The sequence below is a fragment of the Buchnera aphidicola (Pentalonia nigronervosa) genome (genome assembly GCA_014622685.1).
Lineage (GTDB): Bacteria > Pseudomonadota > Gammaproteobacteria > Enterobacterales > Enterobacteriaceae > Buchnera > Buchnera aphidicola_BD.
Genome location: CP061275.1, coordinates 305,287 through 330,223, shown reverse-complemented (window position 1 = coordinate 330,223; position 24,937 = coordinate 305,287). Strand labels below are relative to the sequence as shown.

General features: G+C 23.0%; 14 protein-coding genes and 2 pseudogenes. 5 read left to right on the top strand and 11 right to left on the bottom strand.

The features are described from left to right. Positions 1-42: 42 nt before the first annotated feature. The 6 genes and pseudogenes from miaB to prfB all read right to left on the bottom strand — a co-directional run bounded on the left by miaB (position 43) and on the right by prfB (position 7,075). A complete protein-coding gene (gene miaB, locus ICW73_01385) occupies positions 43-1,362 on the bottom strand; it encodes a tRNA (N6-isopentenyl adenosine(37)-C2)-methylthiotransferase MiaB (protein ID QNS01635.1) in 1,320 nt (439 codons plus the stop codon). A 44-nt stretch (positions 1,363-1,406) separates the two neighbouring features. Further along, a pseudogene (gene thyA, locus ICW73_01380) lies at positions 1,407-2,098 on the bottom strand (thymidylate synthase). Between the two features lie 103 nt (positions 2,099-2,201). After that, positions 2,202-3,043: pseudogene (lgt, locus tag ICW73_01375) on the bottom strand (prolipoprotein diacylglyceryl transferase). 62 nt (positions 3,044-3,105) lie between these two features. After that, on the bottom strand, positions 3,106-4,353 hold the full coding sequence (gene lysA / locus ICW73_01370; protein ID QNS01634.1) for a diaminopimelate decarboxylase: 1,248 nt from the start codon (positions 4,351-4,353) through the stop codon (positions 3,106-3,108). A 105-nt stretch (positions 4,354-4,458) separates the two neighbouring features. Further along, positions 4,459-5,967 carry a lysine--tRNA ligase gene (lysS, locus tag ICW73_01365; GenBank protein ID QNS01633.1) on the bottom strand — a complete coding sequence of 503 codons (1,509 nt, stop codon included), beginning with the start codon at positions 5,965-5,967 and terminating at the stop codon, positions 4,459-4,461. Positions 5,968-5,976: 9 nt separating this feature from the next. Continuing rightward, positions 5,977-7,075, bottom strand: a protein-coding gene (gene prfB, locus ICW73_01360) for a peptide chain release factor 2 (GenBank protein QNS01632.1) whose coding sequence is annotated in 2 segments (ribosomal slippage) — positions 5,977-6,999 and positions 7,001-7,075 — 1,098 coding nt in all. Because the reading frame shifts where the segments join, the coding sequence is not laid out codon by codon here. A gap of 162 nt (positions 7,076-7,237) precedes the next feature. On the opposite strand from prfB, the gene ygfZ reads away from it, so the two are divergent. Both ygfZ and gmk read left to right on the top strand, forming a co-directional pair. Further along, entirely contained in the window at positions 7,238-8,200 is a 963-nt protein-coding gene (gene ygfZ, locus ICW73_01355; GenBank protein ID QNS01631.1) for a tRNA-modifying protein YgfZ, read from the top strand. 109 nt (positions 8,201-8,309) lie between these two features. Further along, complete coding sequence (gmk, locus tag ICW73_01350) at positions 8,310-8,933, top strand: guanylate kinase (protein ID QNS01630.1); 624 nt, start codon at positions 8,310-8,312, stop codon at positions 8,931-8,933. Positions 8,934-9,044: 111 nt separating this feature from the next. On the opposite strand, the gene typA is transcribed toward gmk, so the two are convergent. Then, positions 9,045-10,862 carry a translational GTPase TypA gene (typA, locus tag ICW73_01345; protein QNS01629.1) on the bottom strand — a complete coding sequence of 606 codons (1,818 nt, stop codon included), beginning with the start codon at positions 10,860-10,862 and terminating at the stop codon, positions 9,045-9,047. Positions 10,863-11,111: 249 nt separating this feature from the next. Between typA and ICW73_01340 the strand changes: the two genes are divergently transcribed. Next, entirely contained in the window at positions 11,112-11,732 is a 621-nt protein-coding gene (locus tag ICW73_01340) for a YihA family ribosome biogenesis GTP-binding protein (GenBank protein QNS01628.1), read from the top strand. Positions 11,733-11,769: 37 nt separating this feature from the next. Here the strand turns inward: ICW73_01340 and ICW73_01335 are convergent, their stop codons facing one another. Continuing rightward, complete coding sequence (locus tag ICW73_01335) at positions 11,770-12,630, bottom strand: 5'-3' exonuclease (protein ID QNS01627.1); 861 nt, start codon at positions 12,628-12,630, stop codon at positions 11,770-11,772. A gap of 148 nt (positions 12,631-12,778) precedes the next feature. Continuing rightward, positions 12,779-13,393 carry a DsbA family protein gene (locus tag ICW73_01330; GenBank protein ID QNS01626.1) on the bottom strand — a complete coding sequence of 205 codons (615 nt, stop codon included), beginning with the start codon at positions 13,391-13,393 and terminating at the stop codon, positions 12,779-12,781. A gap of 5,134 nt (positions 13,394-18,527) precedes the next feature. On the opposite strand from ICW73_01330, the gene ICW73_01325 reads away from it, so the two are divergent. Both ICW73_01325 and ICW73_01320 read left to right on the top strand, forming a co-directional pair. Next, positions 18,528-18,749, top strand: coding sequence for a cell division protein FtsB (locus ICW73_01325; protein ID QNS01625.1), 222 nt, complete (start codon positions 18,528-18,530; stop codon positions 18,747-18,749). A gap of 980 nt (positions 18,750-19,729) precedes the next feature. Further along, positions 19,730-20,752: a peptidoglycan DD-metalloendopeptidase family protein gene (locus tag ICW73_01320; protein ID QNS01624.1), complete on the top strand. Its 1,023-nt coding sequence runs from the start codon at positions 19,730-19,732 to the stop codon at positions 20,750-20,752. Positions 20,753-21,966: 1,214 nt separating this feature from the next. Here the strand turns inward: ICW73_01320 and eno are convergent. Together eno and ICW73_01310 are read right to left on the bottom strand one after the other, a co-directional pair. Beyond that, a complete protein-coding gene (eno, locus tag ICW73_01315) occupies positions 21,967-23,256 on the bottom strand; it encodes a phosphopyruvate hydratase (protein QNS02078.1) in 1,290 nt (429 codons plus the stop codon). Between the two features lie 8 nt (positions 23,257-23,264). Beyond that, positions 23,265-24,920 carry a CTP synthase gene (locus ICW73_01310; GenBank protein ID QNS02077.1) on the bottom strand — a complete coding sequence of 552 codons (1,656 nt, stop codon included), beginning with the start codon at positions 24,918-24,920 and terminating at the stop codon, positions 23,265-23,267. Between the last annotated feature and the right edge of the window lie 17 nt (positions 24,921-24,937).

Below are 24,937 nucleotides of genomic sequence, written 5' to 3'. Positions count from 1 at the left end.
ATCTGAAGATGTATAATATTATTTTTCATTTATTGTATATTTTTAAACTAATTCTGCTTGTAATGAATGAGTATGTACGTTTTTAATTTTTACATGAACAAATTTTCCGATCATATCAGGTGATCCAGGAAATGTAACAATTCTATTATTTTCAGTTCGGCCAGATAAATGTGTTAAATTATTATTAGAAATATTCTCAACTAAAACAGATTGTATGCTATTAAACATTTTTCGACTCCATGACATTGTTTGTATATTAATACGTTTTTGTAAAATATATAAACGGTTTTTTTTTTCTTGAATATCAATATTATCTTTGATTCTTGCGGCAGGTGTTCCAGGACGAGGAGAATATATAAAGCTAAAGCTCATATCGAAATTGATATTTTTTATAAATTGCATAGTTTGCTGAAATTCTATTTCAGTTTCTCCAGGAAATCCAACAATGAAATCAGAACTAATTTGAATATTTGGTCGTGCAGTTTTTAATTTATCAATGATAGTTTTATAATCTTCAGTAGTGTATGCACGCTTCATTAATTGTAGTATTTTGTTAGATCCGCTTTGCACTGGTAGATGTAAAAAACTAACTAGTTTAGGAGTATCTTTGTAAACTTCAATTATGTCATCGGTAAATTCACGCGGATGACTTGTTATAAATCGAATTCTATCGATACCGTCTATTTCTGCAACTAATCTTAATAATTCTGCAAAATAACAAATTTTTCCATTAAATTTTAAACCCTTATATGCATTAACATTTTGACCTAATAGGTTTATTTCTCTTACTCCTTTCTTAGATAATGCAGATATTTCAAAAATAATATCATTGCACGGACGACTGATTTCACGCCCTCTTGTATATGGTACAATACAGAATGAACAATATTTATTGCATCCTTCCATAATGGAAATATTTGCACTATATCCTATTTTTTGAGAATTAATAAAATGATTAAATTTTTCTAATTTTGGAAATCTAATGTCTACTAATGTATTTCGTTTTTTTTGAACTTGATCAATCATATTTGGTAGTTTATGGAGTGTTTGCGTGCCAAAAATAATATCTACATAATTGGCTCTTTTAAGGAGATCTTTTCCTTCTTGATTAGCTACACAACCTCCTACAGCAATAATTGTCTTCGGATTTTTAATTTTGAATTTTTTCCATCGTCCTAATTGATGAAAAACTTTTTCTTGAGCTTTTTCTCGTATAGAGCAAGTATTTAATATAAAAATATCAGCTCGTTCTGGAATGGTGGTAATGGAATATTTACGTGTTTTAGTCAGCAACATGTTTATGATCGAAGAATCATATTCATTCATCTGACAGCCCCATGTTTTTATATATATGTATTTCATTATTATATAGTCACTTGTTTTTTTTAGAATGTTGCAGTAAGTTTTTATATGGATATTTTACCCTTAATATTAGGATGTGGATTATATCCGATAATATTAGAATCTTCAAAAGCATACTGAAATCACGATTTTATTTTTTTTTGACAATCATCAATTTTGGTAGTACGCGATGTTTTAAGAATTAACATTTTTTTTAATTCAATATGGTTATTTTATAGATGTACGTCGTCAACCGTCCAGAACAATTCTTTAAATTTTAGATTATATTGTTTATGCTATCATATGTATGAGTGTTCTATAATTTGCAATGTTAAATGGTGATCTAACAAATACATTACAAGAACGTTGATGAATCTGACAAATTAGGTATTTATGAATACATAAAATTGAAAAATACACGACGTAGTGATAATGGCATATTATGTATTTAACCGACATTCCAGCTGGACATTACTGTTTTAGGAGAATTAGAATTGTATTGTATTAATTGTAATGTATTTCTCCTTTGATTAATTTGATTTTTTCTGATACATATCAATTTCGCTATTATTTTCTATAAATTGAATTTACATTTCTAGATGTATCAGTCTAATGATTCCAGATTGATATTTTATTTTCATTAGAATATTTAACGTTTGTGTCTCCTTTGCAGAACCATAGTAATTCATAAATGATAGATGGAATATGATATTTTTGTTTTAATTAATGGAGAATCATGATTTAGATTAAATTTCATATTGTAACCAAAAGTAGATGATATTCTTGTTTTTCTTTAATCTTGTTTTGGATGGCTATTTTTAATGATTTTTTTATTAGTTTAATATATTGTTATATAGATTTTATTTGTATGATGATTTTAAGATAATAAAAACACCAGTAATGATCATGGGTATTGATAGTATTTGACCCATAGTGATTATATTTTTAAACAATCCTATTTGTTGATCTGGTTCTCGGAAAAATTCTATAATAATTCTGAAAATTCCGTAACAAATTAAAAATAATCCAGTTGGATTGCCTAACTTTCTATTTTTTCGAGTAAAAATATGCATTATTAAAAATAAAACAACGCCTTCAAAAAAAAATTCGTATAACTGTGAAGGATGACGAGGTAATACACCATATTTTTTTATCAATGGTGTTAATTGTGGGTGGTTAATAATTGTTTGAAGATCTTGATTTTGTGAATTTGGAAATAACATTGCGTATGGAAAATTTGGTGCAATACGACCCCACAGTTCGCAGTTAATAAAATTTCCTAATCTACCTGCTCCTAATCCGAATGGTATTAACGGTGTAATAAAATCAGATATCTCGAATATGTTTTTTTTATTTTTTAAAGATAGGTAAAAAATTGTAACAGTAGCGCCTATTAATCCTCCATGAAAAGACATACCACCTTTCCATATATAAAAAATTTGTGGTATATTTTGAGAAAAATATGAAAAATTGTAAATAATTATGTACCCTAAACGTCCACCTATGCAACAACCTAAAAAAATTAAATAAAATAGTTGTTCAATTTCGTTTTTATTCCATTTCATTTTTTTTTTATTGCAATTTTTTTTCCGTACCACATAATAAATGTAAAACTTATTAAGTACATTAATCCATACCAATAAATCGATATAAAACCAATGGAAACAAAGATAGGACTGAAATTTGGAAAATGAATATACATATTTTAGTATTCCGTTTTAAATAATTATTTAAGAATATAAAAATTATTTATAAAAAATAGAATTATATTTCTAATTTTAGTATTTCTTCAATTGATTGTTGTCGTCGAATAATGCGATCTGTATTATTATCTAATAATATTTCTGGAATTAGTGGTCTTGTGTTATAGTTTGATGACATTGATGCACCATAAGCGCCAGTATCATGAAAAATTAGATAATCTCCAACTTTTGCGATAGGCAACTGTCTAGTTTTAATAGATCCTTTTTCATTTTGCGTAAAAATATCGCCTGATTCACATAACGGACCGCCAACAATAGTATCTATTGTTTTTTTTTGATCAAGATTTCTATTGTCTCCGGGTATAAGTGATATATGATGATAACTACCGTACATAGTTGGCCGAATTAGGTCATTGAATCCAGCATTGATTAAAATAAAGTTTTTGTTTCCCATTTGTTTTACAGCGCGTATTTGCGAGACTAATAAACCTGACTCTGCAACTAAGAATCTTCCCGGTTCAATTTCTAAAGTAACATGTTTTCCGATAAAATTAGATATTTTTTTTCTCGCTGAATTCCATAGTGTAAAGTATTTTTTTGTATTAATAGGTTTTTCATAAAAATGGTAAGGTATTGGCAGCCCTCCTCCAGCAGAAATAGAGGAGATATCTTGTTTTAATTCTCGAACATGTTTTATCATTGATTCACATACTTTTTTCAAGTGTATATAGTTTACGCCTGATCCAATATGCATATGCAATCCTATTAATTTTAATTTATATTTTTTTATGATAGGTATTGCTAATTTTGGATCCCAAATACCGTGTTTACTATTTTCTCCACCTGTATTAGTTTTTTTGCTATGTCCGTGTCCAAATCCTGGATTAATTCGTAGCCAAATATGATGTCCTGGAGAAATTTTTCCTAATTGTTTTAACATATCCAGTGATCCAGCATTTACTGGTATTTGATAACGAATAATTTTATCTAATACATTTTCTTCCAAAACATCTGCTGTAAAAATTATGTCGTTTGTATTTGGTTTAAAACCAGACCATAGTGCACGTTCAATTTCTCCTAATGAAACAGCGTCTACTTTAACGTTTTTTTTTCTCATTAGCTGTAATATGTTGATATTTGAACAAGATTTTTGAGCAAATCGAATAATGTCAAATTGTTGTAGTAGTTTTATTTTTTGATATATAGTATCAGAATCATATATCCAAAATGGAGATGGGTATTTTTTAATTAAATTTTTAATATTTTTTATATTTAAATTACTATTTTGGTTATTTAAAATTTGTGGCATATTTTTCTCGTGTTATTTAAATATTTTAAGATGTTTATAGTGTTTATTATTTTTTATAATATAATTAAAAAGATGACTAAAAAATATAAAAAATGTTTAATAAATCTATAATGGTCGTAGTGTCGGGAATAAAATTACGTCACGAATACTATTTTGATTTGTTAGTATCATAATTAATCGATCAACTCCAATTCCTAACCCTGATGTAGGAGGTAATCCATATTTTAATGCTTCTATATAATTTTTGTCATAAAATATATTTTTTTGAGATTGCTTTTCATTAATTTCAATTTGTTCTAAAAATCGATTTTTTTGATCTTCTGCATCGTTTAATTCTGAAAAACCATTACCAATTTCATATCCAGCAATAAATAATTCAAATCTTTCAGCAATATGTGGGTTAGTATGATCTCGCTTGGCTAATGGTGAAACTGCAATTGGATATTCTGTAACGAATGTTGGTTGAATTAATTTTTTTTCTACTGTCTTTTCAAAAATTTCAGTTTGTATTTGTCCTATTTTCCAAGTATGCTGTATTTTAATATTCATGGATTGTGCAATTTTTTTGATTTTGTCGATATTTTTTAAATCAGATAATTGAATGTTTTGATTAAATTTTAAAATAGCATTTTGCATAGTTAATTTGTCAAAGGGTTTGTTAAAATCAAAATAATTATTGTTATATTTAATGATAGTATTTTTAAAAATTGATTGTGTTATTTTTTTTAGTAAATTTTCTGTTAGATCCATCATTTCTTTATAACTGGAATATGCAATATATGCTTCCATCATTGTAAATTCTGGATTATGACGAGCAGATACACCTTCATTTCGGAAGTTTTTATTTAATTCAAAAATTCGTTCAAATCCACCAATAATCAATTGTTTTAAATATAATTCTGGTGCAATTCGTAAATACATTTCTTTATTAATTTCATTATGATAAGTGACAAAAGGACGTGCATTTGCTCCACCTGGAATATTATGTAACATAGGTGTTTCTACTTCTAAAAATTGATTTTGTACCATGAAATTTCGAATTTCTGAAATAATAATTGAACGTTGTTTAAAAACTTTATATAATTTATTGTTACTAATTAAATCTAAATATCGTTGTCGATATCTTATTTCTTGATTAGATAGTCCATGAAATTTGTTAGGTAATGGTTTTAATGCTTTGTTTAATATTGTTAATTTTGTGCAAAATACTGATAGTTCTTGTGTTTTAGTTTTAAATAGAATTCCTGTAATTCCTAATATATCTCCAACGTCCCATTGTTTAAAATGTTCGTTGTAAAAACTTGATGTTATTTTTTTTGCTTGTACATATATTTGTATTTGATTTTCCATTTCTTGTATTACAATAAATGATGCTTGCCCCATAACTCGTTTTTGTATCATTCGACCAGCAATACACACGCATACATGTAAAGTTTTTAATTCTGAAAAATTTTTATTTTGAAATTTTTGATAAATTTGTTTTAAAGTGATGTTTTTTTTAAAATTATTTGGAAAAGAAAATCCTGTTTTTTTCATATTACTTAGTTTTTTCTTTCTCATGTTAATTTCATGGTTATCATTTCTAGTCATATTAATATTTTTATCGTTTATCATTATTTTTTCTTATATCCCAATTATTAAACTTTGTTCAATAAATTCATCTAAATTGCCGTTTAAAACAGATTGAATATTATTATTTTCGATTCCTGTTCTGAGATCTTTAATTTTTGAACTATCTAAAATATAAGATCGTATTTGATTGCCCCATGTAATATTTGGTTTGTTTTTTTCAAGTTGTTGTTTTTTCTTTTCTTCGTTTTTCATATGAATTTCATGCAATTTTGATTGCATTTGTTTTATTGCTTGTTCTTTATTTTTATGTTGGGATCGATAATTTTGACATTGAGTAATAATGTTTGTAGGAATATGAGTAATTCGGACAGCAGATTCAGTTCTATTTACGTGTTGTCCTCCTGCACCAGACGCTCTGTATACATCAATTCTGAGATCAGATAAATTAATTTTTATTTCAGTTTTATCATCTAGTTCTGGATATGTAAAAACTGAGCTAAAAGATGTATGGCGTCGTTTTCCAGAATCAAACGGACTTTTTCTAATTAAACGATGTATACCTGCTTCAGTTCGCATCCAGCCAAAGGCGTATGCTCCACATACTTTAATAGTACAAGATTTAATACCAGTAACACCCCCACTGGTCTCACTGATAATACTTGTTACAAATCCTTTTTTATTTAACCATTTTAAATACATTCTAAGTAGCATTTGTGACCAATCTTGCGCTTCTATACCGCCGGAACCAGATTGTATGTCTACATAACAATTGCAATGATCGTGTATTTTTGAAAACATACGATAAAATTCAATTTTTTTAATTTTTTCTTTTATGTGAATTATTTCGGCAATAAGATCTTGAAATATTAAATTATCTTCAGTTTCTATTGCTAGATCTAAAAAAATCATTATTTCATTTATTTCTTTTTCTATATTTTGAATAGTTTTAATTGTTAAATTTAATAATGATTTTTCTTGATTTAGTTTTTTTATAATTTTTGGTATATTCCATATTTTAGGTGATGATAATTCTATATCAATTTCTAAAATACGTGATTTTTTTGCATGATAGTCAAAGACACCTCTTTAAATCTTTGATGCGTTTTTTAAAATTAATAATTTCATTATTGATGATATTGATTTCTAACATAATGTGTACTTTTTGTGTTTGTGGAATACAATTTTGATGTCAAGAATATTTGATAATTTAAAAAAATTACGATTACATGTTTATTATTATATATATTTCATTATACAAATTCATGTATTTTGATTAAATTACGCAATTTATTGGTATTTTATAGGAAAAATTATGTTTGCATACATACCAGATCGTCATTTTGTTTATCCTCAAAAAGAATTGTTGTTGACAATAATCCAACTGACAGAATGGTCCTTAGTTCATATAACAGGAGATGATAGTAAAAAGTATTTACAAAATCAATTAACTATTGATTTAAATTTATTGTCAAATAATAACCATGTTTTATGTGCACATTGTAATTTTAACGGAAAAGTATGGAGTACAATGCATTTATTTCATTATGAAACAGGCTATGCTTATATTCAACGAAAAAGTGTATCTGATATTCAAATAAAAGAGCTAAAGAAATATTCTACCTTTTCTAATGTAGAAATTAATCAATTAAAAAAAATTTTTTTGATCGGTATAGCTGGAAAAAATGCGAGGTTATTTTTATTAGATTTATTTGAAAAAGTTCCGAGTAATAAACAATTTGTCATGCATAACTGTGAACAATCAATATTGCGATTTTTGCAGCCTTCTGAGCGGTTTTTATTAATTTTTTCTTCAGAACGATTTACTTTTTTTAAAAACAGTATAGACAAAAAAATCTTTTTTAGTAACAGTAAGCAATGGACATTGTTGGATATGGAATCAGGATTTCCTATTATTGAGAATCAATCAGCACAAATGTTTTTTCCCCAAGCAATTAATTTAGAAAAGCTTAATGGTATTAGTTTACATAAAGGGTGTTTTTATGGACAAGAAATGATCGCACGAATTTTTTTTAAAAAGCTAAATAAGCGTTTTTTATGTTTATTAGTTGGTATAGGTAATATTTTTCCAAAAATAGGCTCTATTGTTGAAATTTTTATAAAAAATAAATGGTGCAAAATTGGTGTTTTACTATATGCAATCCATGTAAAATTTCAAGAAATTTGGATACAAGTTGTTTTAAACGGAATGATCAACAAAAACAGCATATTTCGTATTCGTGGATTAAATAGTATTTTTTTAATACCTAAAAGTTGATGGTTTTTTTAAATGTTATTTTTCTGAAATTTTTTAATGTCTAAAAAATATAAATATTGATATATCATTTTATATTTTTATAAAAATATACTGGTGATTTTAAATTATTATGTCTAAAGGTATTCTATTTATTATTTCTGCTCCGAGTGGAACAGGAAAGTCAAGTTTAATTAAAGAACTGTTAAAAGAAAAATCTTTGCATAATGTTGTAGTTTCTATTTCATATACTACTCGTTTTATACGACCTGGTGAACTATATGGACAGCATTATTATTTTGTATCTAATCAAGAATTTAAAATAATGATTAAAAAGAATGTTTTTTTAGAATACGCAAAAGTTTTTAATCATTATTATGGTACATCACGTGAATACATTGAAGATATGTTATTTTCTGGAAAAGATGTATTTTTAGATATTGATTGGCAGGGAGCGCAACAAATTCGACATATAATACCGGAATCAAGAAGTATTTTTTTATTGCCTCCGTCTAAAGATGCACTCTATAAAAGATTAATAAAACGAGGACAAGATAGTAATGTAATTATTCAAAATAGAATGAAACAAGCAATAAACGAAATGACTCATTATTCGGAATATGATTATTTAATTATCAACGATGATTTTAATCAAGCGATTAATAATTTATTAACTATTATTTCTGCTGAACATTTATGTTTATTAAAACAACAAGATAAGCATAACATTTTAATTTCTAAATTATTGAAATATTGATGTTGTTAAATGTTTAGAAAATATAAAATATGTTATATTTTTATATAATTCTATTAAAAATAGAATTATATAAATAATTTATTTTTTGTAAAGACAATTGACATTTTTTGCTTATTTGTTTTTTCTATATGCTTTCTTTCTTTCGTTTTCTTTTAATAAACGTTTTCTTAGACGTATTGATTTAGGTGTAATTTCAACTAATTCATCATCGTTGATAAATCCAATTGCTTCTTCTAATGTAAAATGAATAGCAGTAGTTAAAATTATCGCTTCGTCAGTTCCAGACGCTCTCATATTAGTTAGTTTTTTTCCAATTAAGCAATTAACTGTTAAGTCATTAGATCGATTGTGTAATCCTATTATTTGACCTTCGTACACTTGTTCACCATGCTCTAAAAATAGTTTTCCTCGTTCTTGCAAATTAAACAAAGAAAATCCAATTGCTGTACCTGTTTTTTTAGAAATTAAAACACCGTTTTTTCTTTGTCCTACATTATTTTTTTGATATGTATCATAATGACTAAATGACGAATAAAACAGACCTGTTCCAGATGTTAAATTCATAAATTCTGAACGAAAACCAATTAGCGATCGACTTGATAATACATATTCAAGGCGAACTCGATTTGTTTTTTCTATGATGATATTTTTTAAATTACTTTTTTTAGAACCCATAAATTGCATAACATTTCCTTGATGTTTATCTTCAATTTCTAAAATAATGTTTTCAAATGGTTCTTTTCGTATTCCGTTGATTTCTTTAGAAATAATTTTGGGACGTGAAACTTCTAATTCAAATCCTTCACGTCGCATATTTTCAATTAATATAGATAAATGTAATTCACCTCGTCCTGAAACAGAAAAAACATTTGCATTTTCTGTTGTTTGAACTTGTAATGCAACATTATGAACAGTTTCTTTTTTTAATCTTTCAAAAATTTGTCGAGATGTAAGATATTTACCTTCCCTTCCTGAAAAAGGTGAAGTATTAACTGAAAAAAACATTTTTACAGTAGGTTCATCGATACTTAATGCTGGCAAAGGTTTGACATAATCTGGATGACATATTGTATCAGAAATATTTAAATTGCCTAATCCTGTAATTGCGATAATATCTCCAGGTATTCCCTTTTGAGTTTCAATTCTTTTTAATCCAACATGATTCAAAACTTTATTTACTTTTGCAGTTCGTCTATTTTGAAAATTATCAATAACTATTACAGAATCATGAGGCTGTATAAATCCTTGTTTTATACGTCCGATTCCAATTATGCCTAAATAGTTATTGTAATCTAATTGAGAAATTTGCATTTGAAATTTTTTTGTCAGATCTACATCAGGAGCAGGTGTATATTTAATAATTGCTTCATACAATGGAGTCATATCTTCTTTCATATTACGGTAATCTGCTCCTGCAGTTCCAAAGATAGCAGAAGTGTAAATTACAGGAAAATCTAATTGTGCATCATTCGCATTGAGATCAACAAACAGATCAAATACTTGATCTATTACCCAATCTGGACGAGAATGAATTCTATCAATTTTATTGACGACCACAATGGGGTTTAGTTGATATTTAAATGCTTTTTGTGTTACAAAACGTGTTTGTGGCATGGGTCCGTCTAATGCATCTACTACAAGCAGCACTGAATCTACCATAGACATAACACGTTCTACTTCACCACCAAAATCAGCATGACCTGGAGTGTCAATAATATTTATAATATAACTTTTCCATTTTATTGAAGTGTGCTTAGATAGTATTGTGATACCTCTTTCTTTTTCTATTGCATTAGAATCCATTATGCGTTCTGTATGTTCTTCGTGTTCTTTGAAAGCACCAGATTGTTGTAATAGTTTATCAAGTAATGTGGTTTTTCCATGATCAACATGTGCTATAATAGCGATGTTTCTGATGTTTTTATACATTCTTTTTCCTATTAAAGATAAATCTTGCAAAATATAGATATATTTAGATTGGTTTTTTTGAGATTATACAAAAAGAAAATACTGATTTTTTTATAGAGATGATTATGTTTTCAATATTAAAAACACTGTTTATCAAATGTTATAATATGATATAGTTTTTTAAAGTATTTTGAGTAATAATTTTACATGAATAGTATTGTTATGAAAACAGTTTTATTTTTACGCATTTTTTTAAAATAGGATTACATTTTGCGTTCACTAAATTATCAAAAAACGTATTTTTTTAATAGTTATTCTAGAATTTCTGATATGCCTTTGAAAAGTAGTATTGAGATTGCTTTCGCTGGTTATTCTAATTCAGGAAAATCCAGTGCTATTAACGTTTTAACTAATCAAAAGAAATTAGCACGTGCTAGTAAAACTCCTGGAAGAACGCAATTAATTAATTTTTTTGAAGTAGTTTCTGGTTTTAGAATTGTCGATCTTCCTGGTTATGGTTATGCGAAAGCTGCTTTAGAGATGAAAAATAAATGGCAAAAAACAGTATATTTTTATTTATCACAAAGAAAATTTTTAAAAGGTTTAGTTCTTTTAATGGATATTAGATGTCCTATAAAGATTTTAGATGAAAAAATAATTAATATGATGATTAAAAACAACATTCCTATATTAATCCTATTAACTAAATGTGATAAAGTAACATTTACTTATCAACAAATTCAATTAAGAAAGGTATATGAAAAATTAAAGACGTCATTGTATTTTTTTAAAATTGAACTATTTTCTTCTACAAAAAAAATTGGTGTTAAACAGTTAATGTTACAGATTAATAATTGGTATTTTTTTAATTATATTACTGATTTTAAATGATAAAGTTACATGTTTCATGTGTTTTAAATTTTATTTTTTATTTTTGAGAATCATATTCTTTGAATGAATCAAGTAATTTTTTAGAGGAATGCAATTTTAAATTTATTTCTTCTAAGGTAATCTGAATTGGAACGTCCAGTTTAATTTTTGCTAGTTCATATGAAATAAATGCAGTTTTTTTATAATTTTTTAATTGAATTGCAATGTTTTTAGCATTGCGAAAAGATAGATTTGGTATTTTTTTTATGTTGTAATAAATGTTCTTAATATTAGAAAATGTTTGTAGTAAATACAATGCTGTTTTTATTCCAATCTTAGGTATTCCAGGAATATTATCTGATACGTCTCCTGTTAATGCTAATAAATCAATTAGCGATTTAGGTCGAATACCATATTTTTTTTGTATTGTTTGCAATGTGATGATGTTATTACTTTTATTTAATACATAAATGTTTTCTGTAATCAATTGTAACATATCTTTATCATCGCTAACAATGAGTATTTCTTCTCCTTCTTTTTCAAATTTATAAGATAAACTACCAATAATATCGTCAGCTTCTACATTTTTTATGGTTAGTGTTTTAATTCCTGAATTTTTGAGAATTGTTAAGAGTGGTGCAATTTGAACATAGAGAGTGTTAGGCATGGGTTTTCTATGATTTTTATATTCTTTAAATATTTTTTTTCTAAATGTATTCTTAGAAGAATCGAATATAATAATAAACTTTTTAGAATCTTTATATTTATTTAAAAGTGAATATATCATTTTAATCATTCCATATATTGCACCAGATGGTGTTCCAGATGCATTTTTAAAATTTGGAAAAACGTAGTAATAACGATATAAATATAAATTTCCGTCAATTATGATAATTGGATTTTTTTTTATATGAATCATGTTTTTAAAATATCAAATAATTTTTATATAAAATATTGCTGTTTGTGTTTTTGTATTTTTTTAATAAATCATGCAAGCGTAACAAGAAAATAGTATTTGCAGTGTAAATAAATTAATTATGATTTTTATAATTATACTGAATAAGATATCATTTTTTATACATTAAAAAATTGATAAGTTGGATATATTTTTCAGGTAATTGATTTTTAAAAATACTTTCTAATCTATAATAATCAATTATGTATTTTCCATTTATTAATATAGTTGGAACATGATATAAATGACATTTTTTAACAATTTGATTTGTTTTTTTTGTTAAGATTTTTATAGACAAACTATTCCAAAACTTATTATAGTCATTTATATTTACTCCAGCTATTTTAAAAAACAGTTCTCTTATATGACGAACATTTTTAATAGTATGAGTTTTTTGAATTCCTGCAAACATAGGCAGCATAATTTTATCTTCAATTTTCATTTTTTGCGCTATGATCCAAGCTTTTGTTAATACATTACTCAGTTTTCCACCTAAAAAATTAACGTGATATGTTTTAATATGTATATTTTTGTTTAAATTTTTATTGATTAAGTTTGAAAAATGGTATTTTTTTTGAACTTCATAACAATATGGACAAAAAAAAGAAAATAATTCTATTATTTTAGGCACGTGTTTTATTTTTGTATGCTTTGTGGTGTATTCTTGTTTATTAGTGAATTCATGTGCTGAAATGTTAAAAGATAAAATTATACTACATAAGATCATAAAGATTTTTTTTTTTTTTTTTTTTTTTTTTTTTTTGATTCTTAAGTATATATTAGAAATATGTATAAAAATAAATGATTTTTTATGTTACTACTGATATTTTTATGTTTTTTTAAATACATGTTCTTTTAAGAATATGAGACGCCATCAAAAAGTACAGATATAATAAATATATCAATGGCATTCTGATTTAAAACATGTAAAATTTTTTTAAAGAATGAAAATTTTTTTAAAGAATGAAAATTTTTTTAAAGAATGAAAATTTTTTTAAAGAATGAAAATTTTTTTAAAGAATGAAAATTTTTTTAAAGAATGAAAATTTTTTTAAAGAATGAAAATTTTTTTAAAGAATGAAAATTTTTTTAAAGAATATGTATGTTAATGTTTGAAATAATTATATTAATGATGCGATTTTAACATATTTTTGTTTTTGGATATATTTTAATCTTTGATGTGAATGGATTTTTTTTAAATATTCAAATATTAATTTTTCGATGTTTTTAAATTTTTAAAATATGTGAAATTTAATGTAATAGTGTTATATTTAATTTGTGTATAAAACATTGTATTTTCAATTTGTATATATGTTAAAAATTATATTTTTTAATTATATTAACAATCTTTCAGATTATCAATTAAAAGAAGTTATGAATGTTATTTTAAGGTATTAATTTTTATTAATTATATATTTTATTATAATCATTTTTTTAAATAATTTTTCCGTGATATGTAAAATTACCAAAAATTACATGTTTTATTGTTTAAAAGTGATAGATTATGTTGTATTGTTATAATATTTTTAACAGAAATAAAGTACAGTTTTTTATAAAAAATTGAAATTTTTTATAAAAAAAATAAAATATGATGAATATTTATAATTTTTATACAATTTAACATACAGATGATCGATTTTTTTAAAATGTGCAATGTAAAGAATAATTTAAATTTAATTTCATTTTTTTAATATAAATATTGATTACATAATTTAAAATAGAATAATATTTGTTTTTACAATAATAATTTGTTAAAATTTTTGATTTTTTTTACACAATAGACACTTTATTTATACAAATCAATTAAAATATTATTTTTGAAAATTTATTTAAAAATATTTGTTAAATTATAATCATATTAGTTATTTTAATGTTATTTTCTTATTTTAATATATTTTTCTTTTTTTATAATTTTAATGGTATTTTTATTTAATGATCGTTTAATTAATATTTTTCATACAATAAAATTTTAAGATAGTTTTACAATATTACATGAAGCAGGTTAAACATTTTACTTTGTGTTTTTAAATGAAATAAAAGTATATATATACGTGATATATTGAAAAATTTATTTTTGAAAACATAATTTTTATATTTTAAATGTAATAGTTATATTATTAACATATTTTTTTATGTAGTATACAAATACATATTTTTATGGTTTTATAGAAACTAATACACTTATTTTATTGTTTATATACATGTGCATGTAATTTTTTAGATTTGATTAAAAGTAATGCATGTAAAACTATTATACAATAGTCGTTATAAAAACTTTTATGTAAAACTATTGTTTTTATTGTTAGTTATTTTTCTATAATATTAATCTAATAATGTAGTGGACAGTATCGCAAAAAAGATAAATTTATATTTTTAGAAGATAAAAATATGTATTATTTTTTAATTACAATGTATACAAAAAAATGTGAATAAAAATAAGCGGTTTAATCTTTTAAATACTAAATATAATGTATATATCTTCTATGATATGCTTAGAATAAAAAATAATTTTTGTAAAATTATTATAGAGAGTATGTAAAAAATATTGGTATAATTTTTTGGTTTTAAAATTTTATTTGCAATTATTTTTAACGTATATTTATTATTACAGGGATATTTTTTAGTATTTAATTATAATGTTTTTATAGAAATTACGTTATTTTCTATGTGATATTTTTTGCGAAAAAAATAAACTGCCAATAAACTTTACGTTGTCGTTTTTTGATAAATTTTTTATATGTGTAAAAATAGTTTTAATATATTTATAGAAAATAGGTATTATATTGAAATTATATTATGATATTGTTCTTTATTTAAATATTAATAAAATATTGATGTTTTAAAAGGAATGAAAATGATATTAATAACCCAATTAAGTATTTTTAATAACAAATGAAATTGTTTTAATTCATAAATAAATAGAAATATGCGTTATAAATAATTTAAGAGTTCATCTTAAACGCATCATGTTGTTTTTTCATTGGTATTAATTAGTACGTGTTCTATATTGAATTTAGTGTAATTATTTAAAAATTAAAGATTTATTGTTAATATTAAAATACTATATTTTTTTATTGATGAGCATCATATGTTTGTATTTTAAAATACAATTTAAAAAATAATAAAAATTTTATGTAACTGATGTTTCTGTATTATATTAATTTTAATAAACTTATATTAATTTTTTAGAAGCATATTTTTTAAAAATTTTAACACGACTGATGTTTAAGTGTGTATTAAACGTTTAATTATATTTTGATTAATTAAGATTAAGATAGTATTTTTACAAGAATAGTTATTTTTAAATGTAATGTATAGTATATTATGGATTAAATTTTTCTACTTTTTAAGTAATAATGATTTTTTGTAATAAGTTATAATATTAGCATTTTTTAGTATTTGATGAAACATTCTATTTTTTAAATAAATGCGTTTCACTTATAACAACGAAATATTAAAAATATGTTAAATTAAATACAATATGTATTAATTAATACTTGGTCATTTTTTTTAAACTGTATCTTAAAAATATCTTGTTTTTTTTCATATTTTATTGAATTAATAAATATTTTAATTACATAATTGATTTTTTATAACGTAAACAAATAAATATTATTTTGAAAAATTTTTTTTAAAAATGTTTTTAAAACATATGATTTATTTATTAATATATAATAGAATTTTTTGAAAAAGAACATAATTTTATATTTTTTCTTTGAAGTTGAGAAAATATTATTTAAATGTTAATAAGTTTTAATTTTATTTAAGAAGAATACATTTTTAAAGGTATTGTGAATATTTTAAAAATGTGCATACATTTATCTATAATAAAAAAAATAAAAATATACAAAAAATATAAAATATATTTTTTAAATTTATTATTGTGTTGTAATTTTTTATATTTTAAAAAATATGTTTTGTATTTTTATACTAAAAATTCTTTATTTATTAAAAAATATTATAATTATTTCTATAAAACATCAAAAAAAAAAGAAATTAAAACAATTATTTGAGTTGTGATAAGAAAGAATTCTAAAAAACATAAAAATTAGTATTATTCATTTATATATTCAATCGATAAATATAATAAATAATTTACCGATTAAAGTTTTATTTAAATTATATTAATTTAATATAATTATGAATTTTTATTTTTTTATTTCGAATATAATAATAACATCTGAAAAATTAAGTCATTTTTTTTAATTTACATTGTTTTAATGTATTTTTTTATTTTTAATACCATTAATTATACGAAAAAATTTATAATTGATGAACATACTAAATTGACTGTAATGAATTTAATTGCACATATTATATGTAATATTTATATACTGACGAAAAACAACACTGTGAATTATATTAAAATTCTTATTTCATTAATTTTTCAATTATGTGTTTATAGACTGTTTTAATAATTATTTAACAGTTATAAAATTATTTTTCAGTGTATTTATTTAATTTGAAAGTTTATTTTTTGTATAAATGTTATAAGTTATTTATGTATTTGGTATAAATATGTAATTATGTCATATTTTGTTATTGAAAATAAATGTATAAATTTTTTATTTTATCTGCATATATAATGTATTATCTAATATATTTTAGTTTTTTTATTTGTTATATATGTATTTTACCGTAATTCAAATAAATTTATAAATTTTGAAAAATATGTTAAATATTGATACTATAAAATTAGTAGTATATTTTTTTAAAAACATTTAGATTCAGCTAAATTTTTTTCTCAATTTATATATGAAAGAAACATTTGTTTCTTTAGGTAAATATAACTAAATTAAAATTAGTATATTTATATTATAAATGTTATTTTTTTGATATATCCGATTTTTTCTATGAATCAATATTTTTAAAATAATATTTAGATCAAAATATTTTTTCAATTATGTTTGAAAAAATTCAAAAAGTACATATTTAGATTATCGAATTAACAGAATTTACTAAATTGATGGTTAAGAACAGATAGTATATTAAATCTATAAATTTTATATAATTTGAAAATGTTTATTGAGTATCTATATTTTTTATTTTTTTTTAAAAAATATATGCATAGATATTTTAAAATATAGATATATTTTTTATTTTATTTTACATTCAAAAAATATGAAATAGATAGATACGTATGAATATATCGATATCTTTTATAAGATCAATTTTTTTAGTATTTTTTTTGAATTTTTATTGATATTTTTTATATTTATAAGATTAACATTGCATATATTTTTCAAGAAATTTAATATTTATTAAAATAGTTGTTTTTAAATTACATAATATGTAAATATGTATTATACAATATAATTCATATAATTATATAAAATCATAGGTGTACTGTTTTTTATTAAATATGTACTATTTTTGTAGTAAAAATAAATTTACTTTTATAAATGTTTTTAAAATATATTAATTTTATCTATTCACGATATTTATTTTTTGTTTGTTAATGTTTTATTTCTTATAAAAAATATTATTCATGTTACTTTGATATAACTATTTTTACATATAGAAAAGTAGATTATTTATTTTGATTACAATTAATAAATATAGTAAATTTAATTGTTTTAATAATTGATAAAATATCATAAAACGTTCAATAACAAAAATAACAGATACACTAATAAATTTTTATAAATTATATGATATTACAGTGTGACATAAGTTACTTATTATATATAAGTATATATTATTTTTAGATTAAAAATATTTTAAATAAAAAATATTTAATATTATATTAATAATATAGTTTTTAAAAGATAACTTATAGTAAATATTTTTTAATTTTAGTTAAATTAAATGTAATAAAAATGTTTTTAACATTAGTATATTATATATATTTTGAGTATTTTATGAAAATATTAAAAATATTTTTATTTTTTATATTATTTTGGTTGCAGTATTCTTTATGGTTAGGAAAAAATGGTTATTTTAATTATATCAAAATGTATAAAACAGTTTTATTAGAAGAACAGAACAATCTTCGTATGGATAAACGAAATGAAAAAATAATTTTAAGAATTAAACAATTGCAAAACAATATTAAACACATTAAGAAAAAATGCATTCATTAAATATTTTTTGTGAATATATTTCAATAATATATGAAAATTAATAATAATACCTTTGTTGAATATACTTTTAAAATAATTATTTTTTAAATTTTAATATTATATAAATAATTTTAGTGTAGTTTAATATTTAAGTCATCATGTTCTTTTTCTATTTGTTTTATCTCTTATTTATTTATATTATTTTATAATAGATAAAAATATGTTTTAATTTAGTATTTTGTGTCAAGAAATAATATATTTTAGATAAAATATTTAAACAAATATTATGCATTTTATTTTTTACAAGTTAAAGCAATATAAGAATTTTAATTTTTGTTAAATAAGTGTAATAGATACTCACATTAAAGTAAATCTAGATTAGATAATATATATTTCTAAAATATTTAAAAAATTTACATGTACTTAATTACATATTTTTAAAATGGATTTATATAACATTATTACTGCATTAAATTTATTTTTTACATAAATATTTTATATGATAAAATGTCATATAATAAATCACTTATTTAGAAGTCAAATGCTAAAATTAAAATGTGATATTAATCAATAAATAATATTGCACGTTAAATTTGTCGTTTTTTAATAATCATGTGTTTTTAGCATATTTTTTAAAAAAATATTAATTTATATCCGAAATAAGACGTATTTACAAAATATGTAAATTTTCTAATAGTAAATTTTTATATAGTTATTTCATAAAGCATATTTTTAAATTTGATCAAGATGAATAATCTAGTTCACAATGCAATTTTAATTGCATATTAATTTAATTGTATATTTAAATTTTTATATAAAAAATGTTATTTTTCAAGAAATTATTTCAAAAAATTTTTATAGAAATATATACTGGGATAACATATTATTCGGTTATGTTTTTGATCATTGATGAGTTTTGAATAATGTTATTTTAATGGAACTATTTCTAATATATGTTAACAATCTTAACGTTTTAAGAAACTTTTTAATTTAAATAGTAGATGTTAATGCAACGAAAAATTATTTTATTGAAGACATTTTTTTTATTTTGTGTATTTTTTATACATAGTGATTTTGCATTAGGTGGTATAATAAGTAAAAAATGTAAATATGAATTAATAAGTAATAGATATTCTCCTAAATTTAACACAAACAATATATCTAAAAATAATATTACTCCAGATAGACATGAATGTTTTTCAATTTTTAAAATAAGAAATAATTTATTTCCTAAACAAATAAAAGTCATCATTCGTAATGAAAATTTTATTGGTTTGTTAAAAAATAAAATGTTTAAAATATTTTATATTGTTAAAAGAGGAGATACATTATATTCTATTGGAAAGAATTTAGGTTATGATTATCGTGAATTGTCCAAAATCAATTTTATTAAAAAACCTAATCATATTTTTATAGGTCAAAAAATTTGGATAAAAGATATTTTTTTTAACACTGCAGCAAACACTTGTTTTTTTCTAAATAAAAATAAAAATAATAAGAAAAAGTATTATTTTTGTAATTTTTTAAGTACATCTTCAAGTATGTTGAATTTCCTTATACAGCATGCGAATTTATTTGATATTTGTTTTACGTGTAAAAATCAATTAAATAAAAAAAATACTATTTTAAAAAATAATCAATTTTTATCTTTTTTTGGTAATTGGACATGGCCTATCCAAGGAAAAAATATTAAATATTTTTATGACTCTAAATCATATGATCAAAAAATAGAAATATTAGGTTATCGGGGGCAACCTATTTTTTCTGTAGAATCTGGAAAAGTAATGTATATCAGTGATGAACTTAAAAAATATGGAAAATTAATAATTATTAAACATAATAATAATTATTTAAGTGTGTATGGATTCAATGATACAATTTTAGTGCATCAAGAAGATAAAGTATATAAAAAACAACAAATTGCAACTATGGGGTTTTCCGAAGAAAATGTAGCTAGATTATATTTTGAGATACGTTATAAAGGTTGTACTATAAATCCGTTGCACATTTTTCCAAAAAATTAATTTAAAAACATGCATTTTTAATATTGTATTAAGCGTAATTGAATTATTAAAATATGTGAGAAACTACATTTTAAAATTTTTTTGAGGTGCTCATTTATTTATCATCTGTTCTTTGAAATCAAAAATATGGACGATTGCATGGTTATTTTTTTTAGTGCGTGTAATATTAAAAAGTGATATTAATAAAAATACGGGATAGATCACAGGTTATTCAAAAATTAAATCCGTGTTCAACCGATTTTATAATCAGTTACATTATTATTATTTAAATAAAATATCTGATTTAGAAAATCCTATAAACGAAATTTTATCAAGTAGATTTAGACATATTTCAGACCTAATCTATCTTTTTTAAATGTTATTGTGGTGAAAACACTCGTACGTCTGGTTACATCTATATTGGATCGGAATGAATGAAGTTATGTTTATTTTGTATCATTTTATTAAAATATATTTTTGTAATTGTATTAATAAATACTAATTATTTTTATTCAGGTTTTTACGCATATATTTAATGTTTCTTGATTCCTATTAATAAGACGTAAAAATTTTATATTTTTATTATTTATTATTGTTAACACATTTTTTAAATAACATAAATTTTGTTTTTTTTAAAAATGGATATTTTATTAGATCATAACATTAATATATTAGCGCATTTTTGTTTTTTTGGAGATAATATAACCCCGGTTTTTTAAAAGAGCATAAAATTCATTGCGTGCTACTAGTTCAGTTTGACATATATATTTTTTTCTAGCACGTGTGTTAAATTTAATAAATTATACATACATGGTTCACTACCAGTAACAAGAACATGTTCAGTTGTCCATTTTTTTTTGAATAGCAAAAAGTATTGTTTTTTGTAATTTGTATGACTCCGCTTTGTGTTTGTATGTTATTTATTTATTATTTGTTTATAGATAGTTTGGTTTTTTGAGAATAGATCCTAGTATGCCTAGTATCGCATTATGAACAATATACTAAACATTCTTATAAACGCATGAAAATATAAATATAATAAACCTGTATAAAAACTTTCACTTTGCATTATCCTAAATATTTTTTCAAATATTTTATGCTTTTATTTAAATATTTTGAATAAAGAATTTATATATAAGAAACAGGCATATGTTAAGAAAATACCTGATTCTTTTTTTTAAAATTATAATTGTATTAGTCAGGAGATGATAATTTTAATATTCAAAATATAAATTTTAACTTTTTAATTTATAGAAGGGCGCTTTTTTTATTCCTAATTGTTCTTCTATTCTAATAAGTTGATTATATTTTGCAGTGCGATCTGAACGACTTACGGATCCTGTTTTAATTTGACCAGCTGATGTTCCAACAGATAAATCAGCTATAAAAGTATCTTCTGTTTCTCCTGATCGATGTGAGATAATAACATTATAATTTGATTCTTTTGCTATTTTAATGGTTTGGAGTGTTTCTGTTAGTGTTCCGATCTGATTTGGTTTTACAAGTATAGCATTTGCGATACCTTTTTTTATTCCTTTTTTTAAAATATTAGCATTAGTGACAAATAAATCATCTCCAACTAATTGGATTTTATGTCCTAGTTTTTTTGTTTGATATAAAAATCCATCCCAATCAGATTCGTGTTGGCCATCTTCTATAGAAAGTATAGAATATTTTCTAGAAAGATGTTCTAAGTAATCAGTAAACTGTTGTGAAGAAAAATCAATTTTCTCTTGTAAGAATTGGTATTTTTTTAGTTTTTTATTATATAATTCAGATCCGGCACAATCAATTGCTAATGTAATGTCTTGTCCGAATTTGTATGGAGTATTACTTATAGCATCTTGAATAAGGTTTAAAGCGGCTTCATTAGATTTTAAATTTGGTGCATATCCTCCTTCATCGCCTACTGTTGTGTTCATACCATTTTTTTTTAATATCTTTCCTAATGAATAAAATATTTCGCATCCCATTTGTATAGCCTGTTTAATACTATTTGCACCAATTGGTTGGATCATAAATTCTTGGATATCAATATTGTTATTTGCATGTTTTCCACCATTAATAATGTTAATCATAGGTACTGGCATAGAAAAAGCATTTGGTGTTTGATTTATCTCAGAAATATGTTGATATAAAGGTATTTTTTTAGATACAGCTGCTGCTTTTGCGGTAGATAAAGATACAGATAAAATTGCATTAGCACCAAGATTGGATTTGTTATTTGTTCCATCTAAATCAATCATAATTTGATCAATTGTTTTTTGATCATATGCATTTTGATTTTGCAATTTTTTAAATATGATTGTATTAATTATTAAAACAGCTTTTTTTACGCCTCGACCCATAAATCTATTTTTATCTTTATCTCTTAGTTCTATTGCTTCTAAAGAACCGGTAGATGCACCGGACGGAACAGAGGATATTCCAATAGATCCATCTGTGAGTCGTACCTCGGATTCTATAGTAGGATATCCACGTGAATCTATTATTTCTCGAGAAATAATTTGGGCGATTTTAGGCATATTTAACCTCAGTGTGTTTTAAAAAAAAAATGGTGTTTTTTCTTGTTCTTTTCTGCTGATTTTACAAAATCTATAAATAGTGGATGTCCGTCACGCGGTGTAGAAGTAAATTCAGGATGAAATTGACATGCTAAAAACCATGGATGATTAGTAATTTCAACAATTTCTACTGTATTATTATGTTTAGAACGACCGGTGACTTTTAATCCTCTTGTTTCTATTTTTTTTAATAAAATATTATTGACTTCATATCGGTGTCTATGGCGTTCTATAATAATATCTTGATTGTATAATTTCCTAGACAAGCTATCAGCGCTTAATTTGCATGGTTGACTTCCCAACTTCATTGTTCCTTTTAAGATAACATTATTTTTTTTAGTATAATTATATTTATAGTTTTTTTTATTTAATGTAGCAATTAAATCAATAACAGGATATGCGCATTGTGGATCGAATTCCGTTGAGTTAGCTTCTTTAATTCCAATAACATTTTGTGCAAATTCTATAATAGCAATTTGCATGCCTAAACAAATACCAAAATAAGGAATATTATTTTCACGTGCATATTGTGCTGATAATAATTTTCCGGTTACACCTCGATCGCCAAAACCTCCAGGAATTAAAATACCATTAAGATGTTTTAATAATTTGAACTTTTTTCGTTCAATTTCTTGGGAATTAATTAGTTGTATGTTAATTTTAATTTGATTTTTCCATCCTCCATGTTTTAGTGCTTCTATGACTGACTTATATGCATCAGGTAATTTAACATATTTTCCAACAATGCCAATAACAGCAGTTTTGTTCGTAATATTTTCTGCATGAATTACCTTATCCCATTCTTGTAAATTCGCTTCTGGAGCGTTTAATTGAAAATATTGACAAATATAATCATCTAATTTTTGATTGTTTAGTTCTTTTGGAATTTTGTATATTGAGTCAACATCTTTTAATGAAATGACAGCGTTTACTGGTACATTACAAAATAAGGCAATTTTTTTTCTTTTTTCTAGAGGTACTGTTTTTTCAGATCGACATATTAGTATATCTGGTTGTATTCCAATTGACAGTAATTCTTTTACGGAATGTTGAGTAGGTTTAGTTTTTATTTCACCTGCAGTAGCTATATAAGGAACTAATGTTAAATGTATATACATAACATTTTTTCTTCCTATATCCACAGCCATTTGTCGAATTGCTTCTAAAAATGGTAAAGATTCAATATCACCAACAGTCCCTCCAACTTCTACAATAATAATATTACTATTTTGTGCGCATAAAATAATTTTTTCTTTAATAGTATTAGTGATATGCGGTATAACTTGAATTGTAGCACCTAAATAATCACCTCGCCTTTCCTTTTTTAACACTTGAGAATAAATACCCCCTGTAGTAAAATTGTTTGAACGTGTCATTTTTTTTCGAATAAAACGTTCATAATGACCAAGATCTAAATCAGTTTCAGCTCCATCTTCTGTTACAAAAACTTCTCCATGTTGGATTGGGCTCATTGTACCTGGATCAATATTTATATATGGGTCCAATTTAATGATTGTTATATTTAAATTTCTTGCTTCTAAGATTGCGCCAAGTGAGGCAGCTGCAATACCTTTCCCTAAAGATGAAACAACTCCACCAGTAATGAATATGTAATTTTTAGTCATGCTAAATATAAAAAATG